This window comes from Exiguobacterium sp. s80 (genome assembly GCF_018618725.1).
GTDB classification, from domain to species: domain Bacteria; phylum Bacillota; class Bacilli; order Exiguobacteriales; family Exiguobacteriaceae; genus Exiguobacterium_A; species Exiguobacterium_A oxidotolerans.
The window spans coordinates 1-16,522 of the sequence record NZ_JACSMP010000015.1 but is presented as its reverse complement, the minus strand read 5'-3'; the positions used below and the strand labels follow the sequence as shown (position 1 = coordinate 16,522).

At 40.1% G+C, this 16,522-nt stretch carries 17 protein-coding genes; 8 read left to right on the top strand and 9 right to left on the bottom strand.

Going from position 1 to position 16,522, the window contains the following annotated elements; all coding sequences use genetic code 11:
* Positions 1-74: 74 nt before the first annotated feature.
* The 4 genes from lpdA to lspA all read left to right on the top strand — a co-directional run bounded on the left by lpdA (position 75) and on the right by lspA (position 3,997).
* A complete protein-coding gene (lpdA, locus tag KNP94_RS15425; RefSeq protein ID WP_214892387.1) occupies positions 75-1,493 on the top strand; it encodes a dihydrolipoyl dehydrogenase in 1,419 nt (472 codons plus the stop codon).
* 246 nt (positions 1,494-1,739) lie between these two features.
* On the top strand, positions 1,740-2,390 hold the full coding sequence (locus tag KNP94_RS15420) for a CadD family cadmium resistance transporter (protein ID WP_214824045.1): 651 nt from the start codon (positions 1,740-1,742) through the stop codon (positions 2,388-2,390).
* A gap of 333 nt (positions 2,391-2,723) precedes the next feature.
* Positions 2,724-3,386 (top strand): class I SAM-dependent methyltransferase, encoded by a 663-nt coding sequence (locus KNP94_RS15415; RefSeq protein ID WP_214892385.1) that lies wholly within the window; start codon positions 2,724-2,726, stop codon positions 3,384-3,386.
* Positions 3,387-3,520: 134 nt separating this feature from the next.
* Positions 3,521-3,997, top strand: a complete 477-nt coding sequence (gene lspA / locus KNP94_RS15410) for a signal peptidase II (RefSeq protein ID WP_214824029.1) — start codon at positions 3,521-3,523, stop codon at positions 3,995-3,997.
* 414 nt (positions 3,998-4,411) lie between these two features.
* On the opposite strand, the gene KNP94_RS16025 is transcribed toward lspA, so the two are convergent.
* The 3 genes from KNP94_RS16025 to KNP94_RS15395 all read right to left on the bottom strand — a co-directional run bounded on the left by KNP94_RS16025 (position 4,412) and on the right by KNP94_RS15395 (position 6,399).
* The gene (locus tag KNP94_RS16025; RefSeq protein ID WP_251132685.1) at positions 4,412-5,353 is read right to left on the bottom strand and encodes a DUF4871 domain-containing protein; all 942 of its coding nucleotides are present in this window, start codon (positions 5,351-5,353) and stop codon (positions 4,412-4,414) included.
* Positions 5,334-5,837 carry an RNA polymerase sigma factor gene (locus KNP94_RS15400; protein ID WP_214861720.1) on the bottom strand — a complete coding sequence of 168 codons (504 nt, stop codon included), beginning with the start codon at positions 5,835-5,837 and terminating at the stop codon, positions 5,334-5,336. Before KNP94_RS15400 ends, KNP94_RS16025 begins: the two co-directional genes overlap by 20 nt.
* Positions 5,838-6,204: 367 nt before the next feature.
* Positions 6,205-6,399, bottom strand: coding sequence for a hypothetical protein (locus KNP94_RS15395; protein WP_101803054.1), 195 nt, complete (start codon positions 6,397-6,399; stop codon positions 6,205-6,207).
* A gap of 117 nt (positions 6,400-6,516) precedes the next feature.
* Between KNP94_RS15395 and KNP94_RS15390 the strand changes: the two genes are divergently transcribed.
* On the top strand, positions 6,517-6,765 hold the full coding sequence (locus tag KNP94_RS15390) for a hypothetical protein (protein ID WP_225218477.1): 249 nt from the start codon (positions 6,517-6,519) through the stop codon (positions 6,763-6,765).
* 163 nt (positions 6,766-6,928) lie between these two features.
* Here the strand turns inward: KNP94_RS15390 and KNP94_RS15385 are convergent, their stop codons facing one another.
* Positions 6,929-8,359, bottom strand: coding sequence for an N-acetylmuramoyl-L-alanine amidase (locus KNP94_RS15385; protein ID WP_214861718.1), 1,431 nt, complete (start codon positions 8,357-8,359; stop codon positions 6,929-6,931).
* A gap of 348 nt (positions 8,360-8,707) precedes the next feature.
* On the opposite strand from KNP94_RS15385, the gene KNP94_RS15380 reads away from it, so the two are divergent.
* Positions 8,708-9,034 (top strand): ArsR/SmtB family transcription factor, encoded by a 327-nt coding sequence (locus KNP94_RS15380; protein WP_215115941.1) that lies wholly within the window; start codon positions 8,708-8,710, stop codon positions 9,032-9,034.
* 675 nt (positions 9,035-9,709) lie between these two features.
* Complete coding sequence (locus tag KNP94_RS15375) at positions 9,710-11,623, top strand: heavy metal translocating P-type ATPase (RefSeq protein ID WP_214861715.1); 1,914 nt, start codon at positions 9,710-9,712, stop codon at positions 11,621-11,623.
* A gap of 190 nt (positions 11,624-11,813) precedes the next feature.
* On the opposite strand, the gene KNP94_RS15370 is transcribed toward KNP94_RS15375, so the two are convergent.
* Complete coding sequence (locus KNP94_RS15370; protein WP_251132684.1) at positions 11,814-12,662, bottom strand: cation diffusion facilitator family transporter; 849 nt, start codon at positions 12,660-12,662, stop codon at positions 11,814-11,816.
* Positions 12,663-13,083: 421 nt separating this feature from the next.
* Between KNP94_RS15370 and KNP94_RS15365 the strand changes: the two genes are divergently transcribed.
* Complete coding sequence (locus KNP94_RS15365; RefSeq protein WP_058266027.1) at positions 13,084-13,710, top strand: recombinase family protein; 627 nt, start codon at positions 13,084-13,086, stop codon at positions 13,708-13,710.
* 301 nt (positions 13,711-14,011) lie between these two features.
* Here KNP94_RS15365 and KNP94_RS15360 read toward each other — a convergent pair whose 3' ends face one another.
* The 4 genes from KNP94_RS15360 to KNP94_RS15345 form a co-directional block, all read right to left on the bottom strand.
* Positions 14,012-14,305 (bottom strand): type II toxin-antitoxin system RelE family toxin, encoded by a 294-nt coding sequence (locus tag KNP94_RS15360; protein ID WP_053451888.1) that lies wholly within the window; start codon positions 14,303-14,305, stop codon positions 14,012-14,014.
* Positions 14,306-14,308: 3 nt separating this feature from the next.
* The gene (locus KNP94_RS15355; protein ID WP_053451887.1) at positions 14,309-14,629 is read right to left on the bottom strand and encodes a hypothetical protein; all 321 of its coding nucleotides are present in this window, start codon (positions 14,627-14,629) and stop codon (positions 14,309-14,311) included.
* 323 nt (positions 14,630-14,952) lie between these two features.
* Complete coding sequence (locus KNP94_RS15350) at positions 14,953-15,501, bottom strand: hypothetical protein (RefSeq protein ID WP_214892381.1); 549 nt, start codon at positions 15,499-15,501, stop codon at positions 14,953-14,955.
* Between the two features lie 685 nt (positions 15,502-16,186).
* On the bottom strand, positions 16,187-16,522 hold a 336-nt coding region (locus KNP94_RS15345), incomplete at its 5' end, for a JAB domain-containing protein (protein ID WP_215115938.1).

Genomic DNA, 16,522 nt, shown 5'->3' with positions numbered 1-16,522 from the left:
CTCTGCTTGTGAAGTAAAGGTCAGTAGAAATTATGATTTTCTTCAATTATTTAATACCGAAGGAGGAAACGGAAATGACAAACGAAGCAAAACAGGAACTTGATTTATTGGTGATCGGAGCCGGATCAGGCGGCTATGTGGCGGCCATACGCGCGGCACAGTTAGGGAGAAAAGTGGTATTGGTGGATAAGGCCGAATTAGGCGGAGTTTGCCTGAACCGCGGGTGCATCCCTTCCAAGGCGCTGATCAGTGCTTCTGAACGAGTGAAACATATCCAGCACGCCGGGTCCATGGGCATCAAGGTTTCTGGAGAAGTGGAAGTGGATATGCCGGAAGTTGTGAAATGGAAAGACGGCATTGTGAACAAACTCACGAGTGGGGTCCAGACCTTGCTGAAAGGCAATGGTGTGGAAGTCATTAGCGGGGAAGCTTACCTGACGGAATCCCATCAGGTAAAAGTCAAAACTGCAGACGGAGAACAGCTCTATACCTACAAAGATTTGATTCTGGCAATCGGTTCCCTGCCGACCGAACTGAAAAGCCTGCCGTTCGATCAAGAACGGATTCTCTCGTCAACAGAAGCTTTGACACTTCAGGAAGTGCCGAAACATCTCGTGGTGGTTGGCGGCGGGTATATCGGATTGGAACTCGGAACAGCCTATGCGAAATTCGGGGCCAAAGTGACCATCCTGGAAGGAACGGATACCATTCTTCCGGGAACGGACTCTGCACTGACGAATGTGGTTAAACGTCACTTAAAAGATTTGGGTATCACGGTCATCACCAAAGCCATGGTCCAAGGCGGTGAAAATACAGGTGAAGAAGTCAATGTCCGGTTCCAAGTGAATGGCAAAGAAGAAACCGTTACCGGCGATTACTGCTTGGTTTCGATCGGGAGAAAACCGAACACCGGAAACATCGGCTTAGAAAATATTGGTGTGGAACTGGATCAACGCGGGTTTATCAAGATAAATAACCAATGTCGAACCACGGTTGATCACGTGTACGCGATCGGCGATTGTGCAGGCGGTGACCTTCTGGCCCACAAAGCGAGTTATGAAGGTAAGATTGCAGCAGAGGTGTCAAGCGGACAAAAAAGCGTGATTGATTTTCAAGCGATGCCGTTTGTTATCTTCAGCGATCCGGAAGTTGCGTATACCGGATTAACCGAAAAAGCGGCAAAAGAACAGGGCTATGAGACGGTTTCCAGTCGCTTTCCGTTCCAAGCGAATGGCCGCGCCTTATCTATTTCCGATGCGGATGGCTTTGTACAGATTGTGGCCGAACAGGCGACGAAACGGGTATTGGGCGTCCAGATGGTCGGACCGGAAGTATCGTCCCTCATTGCCGAGGCCGTCTTTGCCATTGAGACCGGAGCGACTGCCGAAGACCTGAGCCTGACGATTCATGCTCACCCGACGTTGCCCGAGCCCTTGGCGGAAGCTGCAGAAGGTGTCATGGGACACCCAATTCATATGCTGAGCAAAAAATAATGGAAGAAACCGCAGACCAATTGCCTTGGCAAAAAGTAGCTGATGAAGCTCCGACTTTAATTCTGTCGGTTTCAAGTGTTGTTTGAAAGGTTTTTATAAAAGGATTCGAACGCGAATGGATTAATAGAAAGTACATGGTTAACCGTACACCTTTTCTTTTGAAGACAGGGATTCCAGGGAGGCTTTCAAAGATTCAAACCCGTCCCCCTTTCTTCAAAGGAAATGACTTTAACTTTTTTGGAGCTGATGGTTTTGTCTTTAGTGATCGTATCTGCAATTGGTGCCTTTATTGTCACCAATATTGATGACATTTTTATTTTGATGCTGCTGTTTTCCGAAGCGAAAACAGCGAAGGGAAGCACGGCCAATACGCCATCTTCCATCCGGCCACGTGATATCGTCATCGGTCAATACTTGGGCTTTTCCCTGCTGGTTTTACTCAGCGTGCTGGGGACATTCGGTGTTATTCTGATTCCGGATCAATGGGTCGGGTTGCTTGGATTAATCCCTATTTATTTGGGAATCAAATTGTTCCTGAATGGGGATGACGAAGATGAAGGGGCCATCCTCTCTACATTGAACTCCGGAAAGTTCAGCAAACTCTATTTGAGTGTTGCTTTTATCACATTCGCTAATGGCGGCGACAATATCGGGATTTATGTTCCCTATTTCTCCACCTTAAACATGAACGAATTGTTGGTTACCGTGCTCATTTTCTTAATCATGGTCAGCGTCTGGTGCTTCGCCGGATACCGGCTCGCATCCTTTAGATATGTCTCCGAAACCTTGGAGAAATTCGGGAAATGGATCATTCCGATTGTGTTTATTGGGCTGGGAATTTACATCATGATTGAAAATGAAACTTTTTCTGCCATCTTGGACTTTATTAGTTTGTGATGATGGGTTGAATGGAAAATTGTATAGCGCTTACCTAGAAACTAAACCCGATAGCCCTCCTTTTAATTAGATACAGTCTAGCAAAACAGCGGTCATCTTTTATGTGTCCGCTGTTTTTATAAAACTTCACTCCCAAGGTGGTAAACAGAAGAAAGGAGCCAGAGGCTCCCTGCTGAAAAGTAAAGGGCATAAATTTTCTGCTTTTCAGAGGGACAACCGCTACCGCATGAGAAAAATCAAAACAGCCACTCTATGAATTATTCACGCTTCGTAATAAGCATTACGTCTTCGCCCTTACTAAAAAAGCAGGCTCGAAGAAGGGATGAGGTATTCATGAGTAAAGAAAAGAAAAAAGCGTATATACCGGCCCTCAAATATCACTGGCTGACACGTTTTTACGATCCTTTGATGGAGTGGGGCATGCGAGAAAAAAAGATGAAAATGAAATTGATTCATCAAGCCTCCCTCCAACCTGGCGAACGGGTAATGGATTTGGCTTGCGGCACGGGGACACTCGCCCTTTTACTTCAGCAGTCGCAACCCGGTGTGCAAGTGATTGGCGTCGACGCCGATCCGGAAATCTTAGCAATCGCAAAAGAAAAAGTGAAAGAACGTCCAGTCGATTCTATCCTTTTTGAGGAAGGCTTTTCTGATCAACTCTCCTTTTCTAGCAACCTATTCCACCATGTCTTCACCAGTTTATTTATTCACCATTTGACGCTGGAGAAGAAGAAGGAAACCTTTGAGGAAGTTCGCCGGGTACTCAAATCGGGCGGCCAGTTCCATCTCCTTGATTTTGAGAAGCCGCAAAACGGATGGATGCGCGCTGTATTTCTCCCTGTCCAATTCCTAGACGGATTTGAAACCACTTCCCCGCATGTTAAAGGCATTATTCCGGTTTTGTTAAAGGAAACTGGATTTGCAGCAATTGAAGAAACGGGTCAATTCGTGACAATTGTCGGTACAATACGGATATATAAATCATTTAAGCCGTAAATTGATTATCCGGCATCTCAATTCGCCCTATATTTGTAATTTTGTATGTCCATTCTCCTTTCGATAGTAAAACATTCATTTGATTATTATATCGTGTTATAATCTGAAGGAATAATTATTGAGGAGGATATCCCTTGTACTATGTCATTGCGCTCATCGTTTTGGTCATTGATCAGTTATGGAAATCGGCGATTATTAAATGGTTAGAAATAGGACAAAGCATCCCTCTATGGGAGGGTGTGTTTCACATTACCTCTCTACGAAACAGTGGTGCAGCATTTGGAATTCTGCAAGGCCAACGCTGGTTTTTTATCATCGTAACGCTGCTTGTTGTAGTGGGTATCGTTTATTATTTACAAACGGAAGGAAAGAAAAATAAGGGAATTTCTTTTGCATTGTCCCTTTTATTCGGTGGCGCTTTAGGGAACTTCTATGATCGATTGCTGAGAGGGGAAGTTGTAGACAGTCTTGATTTTCGCTTCATTGATTTTCCGATTTTTAATTTAGCTGATGTTTTCATTTTTTCTGGTGTCGTCCTGTTGGCATGGCATACATGGCGCGATGCAAACCCTGATGAGCAAAAGGAAACAAAAATACTCGAAGCAGATTGATTCTTTCTCTCTTTTTGAAAGGAAGAGGCTGTCCGGAACGCCCATAAGAGGGGGCTTTCTGTGACAACCCTTTTAGTTTTTCTCATTTCTGGACAACAAGTAAGCGAGTCGCTTGCCTGGCTGTATTTTAAAATACAAGTTTTTCTTATATAGATTAACAAGGTAATTGTCCAAAAAACACGTTTCCCATCGACTTCCTAATGAGCGTGACACTTTTATATAATTCCCGGGAGTTTTTTCGTTCTTCCCTAATTGTGGATATTGCTTTGCATCAAAATTTATGACCGTTCGTAAAAGTACACTTTTACAAACAAAAAAGGAAGAAGCGTTTTCTACCTCCTTCCCTTCCAATAAGTGCTGATATGTGGTGTCTGTTTCTGTAATATGAACGAGCTGAAGCCATTGATTTTCCAGCTACTGCTCATGCACTTCCACATATACCGTGCCCATGACCTTGTCATTAATAACCGCCTCTAACTTCCACATGCCCGTTTCGGGCAGGGACATCAGGGTCGGGATATGATGATCGGCGCCATTATTCGGACTTGGTATCAATATATCCCCTTCAGGAACCACTTCAATTCCCTCACTGCTGTTCTCATGGGTTCCAACTACTTTGAACGAACCGGTAAGCTCTGTTTGGCTTCCCCAGAAATGCCACATGTACTTTTGGGGTTTATTTTCATAGAAGCGGACCACTTCACCGCCATCATAAATAAAGCCTGCTTTTTCTTCTTCACCGATCATTGTATAGCTACCTGATTCAAATAAAGGGCTTTCTTGCCATTTCGACTCATCGGTTTTTGTTAGGACCAAGCTTTCCTGTTGATCTCCCCATTCGATCGTTCCAGCGATTTCATCCTCTTCCGAATATAAAATACAGGTTGTGCAAGTCCCTAAATCTACATTTGGATAACCGCCATCTTCACTCAGTAGAAGCGCTCCCCCAAAGGATCCTTGATCATTTTTGTAAACAAACCGATAGGAGACTTTCTCGGGCTTCGTGCCCTCCCCGGTATACTCGATGGTCATAAACGCTTCCCGTCTATCCCCCTCTATCCCCTTTTGGGTATAGGTTACTTTCCAGCTGTTGCTCTCATCGGAAAAATTCATCACAGCCCTTTCCCCTTGTCCCAATGATCCAACCGAGGACTCCTGTCCTTCTTGGATAAGGGTCACAGCGAGGAATGACGCGACTGCAATCAACAGGAGTGCAAAAATGGCAGCAAACCGAAACGTATTCATTTGTCTTCGTGGAATGTTAAAAACGGCACGTCGCATTTTTTCCTTCGATTCCTTGGACAGTGAAACAGCATTCGACAGCCGCTGGAACTCCTCATCTTGTCGATTGTTCATAATTCACCCCTCCTTGCTTCTTCATGGAATCCTTCAATGACACCAAAGCTCGGGAAAGTTGCATCTTCACTTTGCTTTCGCTCCATCCGAGAACTTCCGCCGTTTCTTTGACCGACAGCATTTGAATTTTCCGGAGAATGATCACTTTTTGATGGCTCATCTTCAACGTGGAAATCGTTCGGTACAATTCCTTCAGATTGTCTTGCTCCAGAAAAGCGGATTCTGCGCTTTTCATGTTGATGGGTGAGTCGAACAGGGTGGAAACCGGGTGCTTCTTCCGGAAATGATTCATTGTCGTCGTATAGGCAATCCGGTAAAGCCATGTCCGGACTGCGGAATCTCCCTTGAATTCTCTTGAGTGGACAAAAGCTTTGATAAAGGTGTCCTGCGTCAGGTCTTCTGCCGTACCGCGGTCCTTCACCATAAACAAAATATATTTGTACATCTCCTCCGCGTAGTCTTCGAACCACGATTCTGTTTCCATAAGATCACCATCCTCTTATCTAATTAGACACATAAGTTCACTCTTCCGTCACAGCTTTTTAAAATAATTTTTATAAAAGCTTTGTATTCATCCATAAAGAAATATTCAAAGAAGTCCAGATATAACGGAAAAGGGAGAGAAGATGTGGTTGTTCCCTCTTCTCTCCCTTCGTATTCAAGTAACTTCCGATAAATTCATGATATGTAAACTAAAAATTCCAGCCAAAGATATTTAAGACTTCTAAATTAGCTGCATTTCTAATATCGATTTTTGGAAAAAAATTGGAAATTTACTTATCGATTAGTACTGCATATTCATTAATTTTTTCAAAGCTCACATCATTTGAAGTCCTGACTAATAAAAACAGTTATTTCAGTTCTACCCATCCATTCTTTATCGCCGTTACAACTGCTTGTGTCCGATCAAGCAGAGCGCGATAGAGTTTTGGAAGAAAAAGAACAGTTTTTCTGTGTCCACTTTCTTGACGGAAGACCAAGAAAGATGTTTGCTTCATGGTTGATTCCCCATCCATTTCAGTACCAATGCACATATCTTTTTTCATTGAATTGCCTTATTACTTAGTTGATTAATCGCCTAAATCCATTAGAGTTAGAATTACCTGACGGGATAAGTTCAGTTAGTAAAAATACCTAAACAGAAGAAGTGAGGGAGAAAAAAGATGACAGCAACGAAAAAAGAGAACAAAAGAAAACAAAAAAAAGAGAGATCCTCAACATACGGATTCCTCTTTTATAGTGTGGCTCTCTTTGTTTGGGCCCTTTATGATTTTGTTTTGAATGATAAAACGGGATGGCAAATGCCCATTTTGCTTATTGGACTGGCTATTTACCTTTGGTCAAAAGTGTTTTACCACCAACAACTAGTTAAACAACTTGCTGAAACTAAAAACAGTTTTAAAAAAACTTAATGACAGAATTTCTTTCGAATCCGAACAAGACAAATGGTAAATTCATATAAAACTCATCTTTCTCCATTAAAAAGAGTTGGCGAAAAATGCTGAAAATTATTCAAATACAAGATATTCAATCTTTTCCTTCATTACAGAAGCAGTACTTAAAAATAGTTGTAGCTCAATGCAGCTTTTTGCTGAGCGAAGCTCCAGCTTTTTTGTAGTATGGCAATACATCAGTTCGTTTTTCATAATGGTAAAAATAGTCCAGTGTACCGAGAAATAACGCTTTCCCCATTCTTTGACGCTCCAACTCCGATTTTATAAATTGAAGATCCTTCGAATTATCGATAAATCCTATTTCAGTTAGGGAGGCAGGAACTGTGTTTTCACGCAGCACGGCTAAATTCCCTACTTTAACTTGACGATTGGTCAACTTCCACGCTTCTTGCATGCGTGCCTGCAGATAAATGGAAAGCGCACGTGACTCTTGGACGTTCGGATTTGTCGCTGTTGTTTTCGCATAGTAAAAGGTTTCTTGTCCGTTTACTTCGCCATTAAATTTATTTGTATGAATGCTAACAAAAACATCTCCATCATTTTTTGCTGCTGCCTTAGCACGGTCACTTAACTCAATGAAAACGTCGGTACTGCGTGTCATTGTAGTAGCAATCGGTGTTTGATCAAAATAACTTTTCATGTGTTTTCCGACATTTAGAGTAATCATCTTTTCTTGAAAACCATTAGCGACGGATCCTGGATCTGTCCCCCCATGACCGGGATCTATAATAACTTTCAAATCACTCGTTCCTAGGGAAGTGGAAACTGGTGCGGGAACAGTGGGCTTTAAAGCTACAAGATAATTTGTACTGACGTAACCAGTAACACCATTCACCTGAACATGTGACCAGCCATTTTTTGATGACGCGACATTAACGGTTGTTCCATGTTTCAAACTGCTTATTACTTTATCCGAAGTGCTGGGACCAGAACGCATATTTAAAGTATCAGCACCTGTATTAACATACATTGTCTTGCTAAATGAAACACCCTCCGGTTTAACTCTGAAATTTTCATTTAAGCTTCTTGCCAAAAAAATTGCAAAGTCTGCTCGAATGATGGTCTCATCCGTTCGAAAACTGCCATCAGGAAAGCCTTGTGCAATTCCTTTTCGCATTAAGTTATCCACCGAAGTAGAGACACTGGTTCCACCCAAATTAAAACTCCTATTTATCAGAAGAGCCATCTCTCCACGAGATAGAACTTTATATGGTTGAAACGAGCCATCGGGATAACCTGATATTATTCCTTTCCGAACTAATTCATCCACATATCCTGAAGCGAAGTTGCCTACTTTTACGTCAGAGAATTTGGTATTTCTTTTAACCCCACTTAACCCTAGTGCTCCGCCGAGCATAGCGGCTGCTTCACCTCGAGTTACCTGTCGATTAGGCACAAAAGTTGTTGCCGTTACCCCGTGGACAAAACCACGAGTCACGAGATACGAGATTTCAGCTTGAGCTCGATGATTAGCTACATCTACGAAAGTGAGATTTGTATTTGCATAACTTTTTGGCGTGTAGATCGAGACTAGCAAAATCATTACAAGCATTATTATCTATTTTTTCAACTCATAATACCCCCTATTTTATACCTACAACATACTTTAAACTGTTTCTACTTGAATACACATCTGACATTATATTTAATTTTTATTTTATTTTGTCATTTTAATCGAAATGCCTGGGCATAAAGATACATTTAATGATAGAGATTTGTCTTTTCCAATGAAATTCAGCTGGTTATACGGGTGCAATTCGACAATTTTAAGCTAAAAAGAAGACTCTGGGAATATACTTGACAATTAATAAAAGAAAACCTTATAATCAATATATGAAAATATGCTCATATATTGATTATAAGGTTAAAATATATCTTTGGAGGTCTTTAGAAGATGAGTATGGATTTTGAAAAAGAAGAAGTTTCCGCCACGAGTAAGCGGTTAGATGAAGAAACCCTCTTTGTCGTCTCCCAAACATTTAAAGCATTAAGTGACCCTACTCGAATTCGCATTTTGAATCTGCTGTGTTCCGGTGAATACTCCGTCAATGACCTGGCAGAAAAGTTGAATTTGGGCCAATCCACGGTGTCGCATCAACTGCGTTTTCTGAAACAGTTGCGATTAGTGAAATATCGTAGAGCTGGAATCACACTCTACTATTCGGAAGACGATGATCATGTCATGAATCTTTTAAAGCAGGCCATTGAACACGCGATCCATCATTGAAAAAAGTTTAATTACAAGATTCACTGCTGGACATCCTATATGTTGAAAAGAGTAAAAAAGAATGGCATATGATCATAACCGATTACAAAAAGACGCTTCCAATCTCCGGCATTCAATGGAATTAAGCTATACACGACCGACTTATACACTTCAAAAAGCGGATCTCAAAAAGCCAGACACGTTAGTTTGAGAGACCTTTCCAACATTAAAAAATTGATAGACGGTGAGATTGATCCCCTGGTATTTGAAGATGATCCATGATTACCAAGCCATTGGCCGTACCTGGTTCCTCAAAGGAAAACAGCGACTCATTCCCACCTATGGCCAGCATAAGGGCGTGAAGCTGATGGGTACGGTGGATTATGAGACCAGTGCAATTTTTTTAATAGAAGAATAGTATAATGCCCATGCCTGTTTATGGCATTCTAGAAATGTAGTCTTTGGCAACGTCCAGAAAATTATTCTGACTGTCAGTGCGTTTCTTCAGGACGTCATGCGCCGAAAAAAGAAACGATTGATCGGTTGTGCGTTAGATTATTAAACATTAATTCAACTTATATAGAAGATATTACACGCCACTCTTTTTAGTTTAGAGGGAATAAGTCCACAAAATCTATGGACACAAACAATAAGTGTACGAAAACCAAAGAGATTACATTTAAAGAGGTGATAGAAATGGAGACAGTTAAAGAACAACAACCTCATGAAACACATAACCACGACCATAATCACGGAAAGATGCCCATTATTTTGTACTTCATTGGGTTAGCCCTAGCGCTTATTGCTTTATTTTTAAATGGAGAGTATACAATTACTAAGAACATTTTATTTTCAATTGCAACAATTAGTGCGGGCTATCATGTCATTCTTCTTGAAGGAATTGGAGAAACAGTTGAAAATACAAAAGCCAAAAATAAATTTACACCTAATTCCCACATTTTAATGGGATTAGCTGCACTTGGTGCTTCACTGATAGGGAATTTTTGGGAAGGAACGTTGCTGATTCTCATATTTTCTGGTGCGCATTTTTTAGAAGATTATGCTGAAGGTAGAAGCAAACGAGAAATCACAAAATTACTTAAATTAAATCCAACGACTGCCAGATTGATCATTTCTGATGGCAATACAAAAATTGTTGATGTTAATGAATTAAAAGTGGGAGATCGGCTCCAAGTATTGAATGGAGATCAAGTACCCATTGACGGAGTCATTTTATCTGGAAATACCTCCATTGATGAATCTTCTATCAATGGAGAAAGTATCCCTAAAGAAAAATCCAAAGGAGACATGGTTTTTGGGAGTACGATTAATGGAACAGGTACTTTCACAATGGAAGTCTCAAAAGAAAATAAAGATACTGTTTTTTCAAAAATTTTACAACTAGTCAATCAAAATCAAAATAATCAAACAAAAGCCGCCAGTATTATCCAGAAATTTGAACCTAAATACGTTACAGTTGTTTTAATGGCAATACCGCTCTTCATTTTACTCACTCCCATGATTTTAGATTGGACTTGGTCACAAAGTACTTATAGAGGATTAGTTCTTTTAGTCGCAGCTTCACCGTGTGCTCTAGCTGCAGCCACTGTATCCGTAACTTTGTCAGCCACTTCAAATCTAGCTAAAAGAGGCGTACTTTCAAAAGGAAGTTCCTATTTGTCTCAATTAGCCGGGATTCAAGCAATTGCCTTTGATAAAACGGGAACCTTAACGAAAGGAAAACCTGAAGTAACCAATTATTATTTTACTAATTCTGTAAACGAAGAAAATATTATTGATATCGTAGTGGCTCTTGAAAAGGAATCCAACCACCCCTTAGCAGATGCTATTCTAAGAAAGTTTGAACAAAAAAATAAACTAGCTATTGAAGTAGAAAATCAGATTGGTAGAGGATTGACAGGAGATTACAAAGGTAAAAATTATCGAATAGGAAAGCCGACTTCTTTTGACGGTGTTTCAGATGAATATATTCATTTAAATAGTGAATGGGCATCAGAAGGTAAGACAGTCGTATATGTAGCAGAAGATGAAGAAGTCATTGGTCTGATTGGGCTAATGGATATTCCAAGTGAACATGCGAAAGAAACTATTGAGTATTTTAAAAAACTAGGTATACACACTACTTTAATTACTGGTGATTCTGAAATGACCGGAAAGGCGGTTGCTGAACAGTTAGGACTGGATGAAGTTATCGCTAATGTTATGCCGGAAGACAAATCTAATATTATAGATCAACAAAAAGAAAACTATGGCATAACCGCTATGGTGGGCGATGGTGTAAATGACGCACCTGCTCTTGTGAAAGCAGATGTCGGAATTGCTATGGGAGATGGTACAGATGTTGCAGTAGATGTATCTGATCTAGTTTTAATGAAAAGCGATTTATCCAAATTAGTAAAAGCTCATCAGATTTCTTTAAAAATGAATCGTGTTATTTGGCAAAATATTATTTTCTCAATGGCAGTTGTAGCATTTCTAATTGTCGTAAGCTTAATAGGATTAACGGATATAGCAATCAGCGTCATTATTCATGAAGGAAGTACATTGGTTGTAATTCTAAATGGGCTTCGTTTGTTAAAATCTAGATAATCTGGTCCAGACTTTTTTAAAATAGAATGTACTATAAAGTGTTTGTAAAAGTACTTTTTTACAAACTTATACAGACCAAAAGAGAGAAAAGAGGCTTTTAAATTTGCCCCTTTTCTCTCTTTTACTTAAGTAACTCCTAGAAAGCTATTGAAAGTTCCCTTAGGAATCACACGCACTAAAAGAAAGGTTATTAGCGGTCTTTCCATTCCAGTTCAATGACAGAATGAGCAATTTTCAGGTCAGAAGTGGCCATTCTTACTTTTTCTTTTATAGCGGCTGAATCCGCAAGATTATCTCCCTCAACAGAAAGATGTAGATTCAGTGCATTCTCTTCTCCGTCGATCGACCAAATGTTTAAATCCTGAACAGCTAACACCCCAGGAATTTTTTCGATTTTCGCCTGCATTTCTTCTATATTAATTCCCTCAGGTACGCCTTCCAACAAAATTTTCATGGTTTTAGTAAGGTTGCGCACAACGTTTACCAAAATAAACAATGCAATTGCAAGAGATAAAATCGGGTCGAGGATGTGGATATCCTTGAACAGCAGAACAATGCCGACAATCAGCACTGCCACCCACCCTAAGACATCTTCGAGCATATGCCAGGACAGGACTCCTTCATTTACTGATTTTCCTTTATGTAACTTGAAAGCTGCATAACCATTTAAAAGAACGCCTACAACGGCAAACCAAATCATCCCTTGGGCATTGGAATGTTCCGGATTAAACAGCAAAGGGATGGCTTGAGTAAAAATATAAATAGAGCCGGCAATCAAAACAGCTGCATTGATTAATGCGCCCAAAAGCGAGAAACGTTTATAGCCGAACGAAAACTTTTCATCCCCTTCTTTATTTGAAAAGTTTTGGAGAAACCAGGAAATTCCTAAAGCAATGGCATCCCCTAGATCATGAATGGCATCCGACATGATTGCAATGCTGTTAATTAAAAAGCCGCCAATGAGTTCTCCTATTGAAAATAGAAGGTTGATCACGAAAGCCAACTTAATGTTCTTGGTGGATTTATGAGCTTTTGCCATAATACATCCCTCTCCTGTTTCAGTTTTGATTTCAGAAAAATTACATAGATTCTAAATACACAACAGAAGCATCTGTATATTTTGCTAACGTTCCTTCTATCCTTTAGTCGTCTATTCCCTGGAAACGTCATTATATGCAAAGCAGTTGAAGGAACAACGCAAAAAGCATTTCGCAAAATGGCGATGAACTAATAGACGGGCAGTGAAAATATGTTAAATACAGTTTCTTATATTAAGTGAGCTCTTTAAAAAGCGTTCGTAAAAGTACACATTTACGAACATATATAAATCATCACCTTCCATATCAAAATAACGTCCGAAAAAGTATTAAATTACTTTACGGACGTTCGGGTTTTTACACACACTTTTACGAACTGATTTCAAGTATAATGAGTGAAGAAAATCATTTTTGAGGTGAATTATGGAAAATCGTAAATTTGGATACATACGGGTCAGCAGTAAAGATCAAAATGAAGGTCGACAACTAGAGGCCATGAAAAACGTCGGCATCAACGAGCGCGACATTTATCTCGATAAACAAAGTGGAAAGAATTTCGAGCGCGCAAATTATCAGTTACTCAAACGGATTATCCGAAAAGGTGATGTGTTGTGCATTCATTCACTCGATCGATTCGGTCGCAATAAAGAAGAGATCCTACAAGAGTGGAACGATCTAACCAAAAATATCGAAGCTGACATCATTGTATTAGATATGCCATTACTCGATACTACCCAATATAAAGACAGCATGGGGACATTCATTGCAGATCTAGTATTGCAGATCCTTTCTTGGATGGCTGAGGAAGAAAGGCAACGGATTCGGAAACGGCAACGGGAAGGCATCGACTTAGCCCTACAAAATGGTGTTCAATTCGGGAGACCAAAAGTTTTAATCTCAGACGAATTCAGGGAAGTCTATCAAAGATGGAAACGTAAAGAAATAACGGCAGTCAAAGCGATGCAAGAAGCCGGAGTCAAAAAAACAAGCTTCTATAAATTAGTAACCGCTCTTGAAAAAGAAGAAAAAGATGCTGTACACATTGAGTGATGATTTCTTGAAGATCCTCTTGGGCTGAGACCAGGAGGATTTTTTTAATTTCATACACTCATTGATCCTATATTAAACGACCGTTATGTATACAAAAATGATTATTCTTTCACAATAAATGAATCGAATGGATCGATTTCAATATCAAAGTCTATAAACGCATCTTTTTATCAATGTATTTTTAAATAGTCCTTTTATGAATAAAAAAGATAAATAACTTCGGTCATACTTTTCAAAAAGTGCGACAAAAAGGATCAACGTATAGATACCATCGAGTATCTGAACGTTGATCCTTTTTCAATTATCCATCTAATCGTTGTTCAGCCATTTTATAAATTTCATCTTTATCCCGTTTACCGATCGCTACAATTTGAATGATCTGGAGTTTACCCTCTACTTCTCTAAAAACAACGCGTAATCCCATTTTTCTATTTTTCAACTTATTGCAATGCGACAAATTTCCACTGAGTGGCTGTCCTGCCGCCATTCCTATAGAAATGATACGGTTCAATGCTTTGTCTACGAATATCTTTTGACTACCATCAAGGTTATCGTAATCTTCTTTCGAATACTGCGTCCACTCAAGTTGATACAATGATCACTCCCACCCATCCATTTCATCAATAGTCGTAGGGTGAGTTACCTGTTCTCCACGGACTTCTGAATCAGTATAAGTGCGGACATTTTTATTAGATAGTCGCATCTCAACAGTCAAATCATCTAATCGACTGTACAATTCTTCAATTTCTTTATTGAGTGATTCGTATTGCTGTTGCGTCAACATGACGCCTGCAACTTTTTCACGGTTAAAAACATATACGCCGGCCGCTTCACGATCTGCTTTTTGGAAAGCTTCCATAGGAGACCGTTTCACGTCAGATATAGAAGTGGTTGGAATATCAAGTATTCGCATTCCCATCATTATGCCCTCCTCTTATTTTTCTTTAGTATACACCTTTTAAAAGACTTTTAAAAGACTTTTAAAAGACTTTTAAAAGTCTTTTAAACATTCCTTTTGATTCTTGTACTATCTATGGTTAACCCCTATTTTTGCAATAAAACCCCAAAAAACAATAGGGTTCTCATTTACTGAGTTCCCTATTGCTTGTTAGACGCTATTTTATTTATATACAGCAATCTGAATTACGTTGAATATACGTTTACAATACAAACACCAGTTGACTATTTCTACAATAAATTCAATTGCTATTTTCGAGTATTCGTTAATTCGTAATCAAAAGATTATTCAATGATCTTTAATTTTACATCTGCTTGTGTCTCTAATATATCTCCATCCTCACCAAAGAATGTATAAGAGTTTACTCCATCCACACCAAGAATCGTGTTTACTTTCAAGTCTCCATCTATAGAATTGACAGTAAAATTCGATCCTTCCCCAATGCTTTCAACACGATATCGATTAACTGGTACATCATCACCGATAATGTATTGACCAGGACTCAATGTAATAGGTTCACTTTTTGCGTAGATTATTTTTGTAGTCAAGCTATCAAGTAAGTCTTCTTTCTCACTAATTTTTTCTTTAAGTGATTTATTTTTGTTTTTTGTTTTCTCGTAATCCGCTTTAATAGCATCGCGTTGTTTGACCAAATCTAATATGTCTTTATTCTCTTCTTTAAGTGCGCTATTTTTCTCACGCAACTCATCACTATAGAGAGCCCCGTCCTCGATTTCAGTCTGTGCACTATACGTTCCAAAGAGTGATCCGATAAAAAAAATAAAGACAACAATGATCGGAAGTATGACATATTTCTTAAATTTTTGTTCCACTTGCTAATCTCCCATCCTAACTAATTGGTGTAAAAAAGGGATTCTATTTAAAAATCCAAATTCTAGACTGAATAATTTAACAATACTTTTTTAGAATAGTCAATATCTATAATTTAAATACAATTTAAGTTATTAGATCCTTTTAAATATATATAAATTAGATGATTCATCTTAATGATGCTATCTAACGCTCCGTGCCCTCCGTCGTAAGGAACAGGAACGTAGAGATGCCTCGCGCACGCGAGTCGCAGCTCTCGTTATCGGTCCGGCAGGAGGGCAGCGGTGCGATGAGGATGTTGCTGCGTGCAGCGTGCAGCCTACAGCCTCACGCATGAGCCCGAAAATTCTTCTTCTGTTGTACATCCAGTAGAAAGAGCATCACTACCTATCTACAGGAGGATCGATTCACTTCACTCAGCTATCTCTCCTCGAACCTTCATGCACTCCACTACTTGTCTCATTCCTGTATCCTCCATCACACCCTTCTACATAGAAAAGACCAAATGTACTTTCTCACCCGCAGTGGATCCGGCCACTGCGAGTCTTTCAATGCCCTTGGATTCGGGACGAATCCATTCCCTACTCGCTTGCGCTCTCTCAAAAGAAAAACGACGCCGTTTTTCGTCCATGCTCTGGCGCGCGGACAGGACGGGGTTGTCCCGTCCGTCTACGTTCTATCATCTCTTTACAGCACACCTTGTGCTTTCAAGCTGACGTATTCTTCTCCGGCACCGACGATGATGTGGTCAAGCAGCTGAATACCGACGATGCGTTTGACCTCGACGAGCCGTTCCGTCACCTCGATGTCTTCCCGTGATGGATGCGGGTCACCGCTCGGATGCTGGTAGCTGACGATGAGTGACGTCGCATTGTTGAGGATGGCGGACTTAAAAATTTCGCGAGGGTGGACGACGCTTGAGTTGATGCTACCAACGTGTGCCCGATGGACGGCAATGACGCGGTTCTTCGTATTGAGTAGGATGACGAGGAACACCTCACGGTCATCGTCCTGGATGAAGCG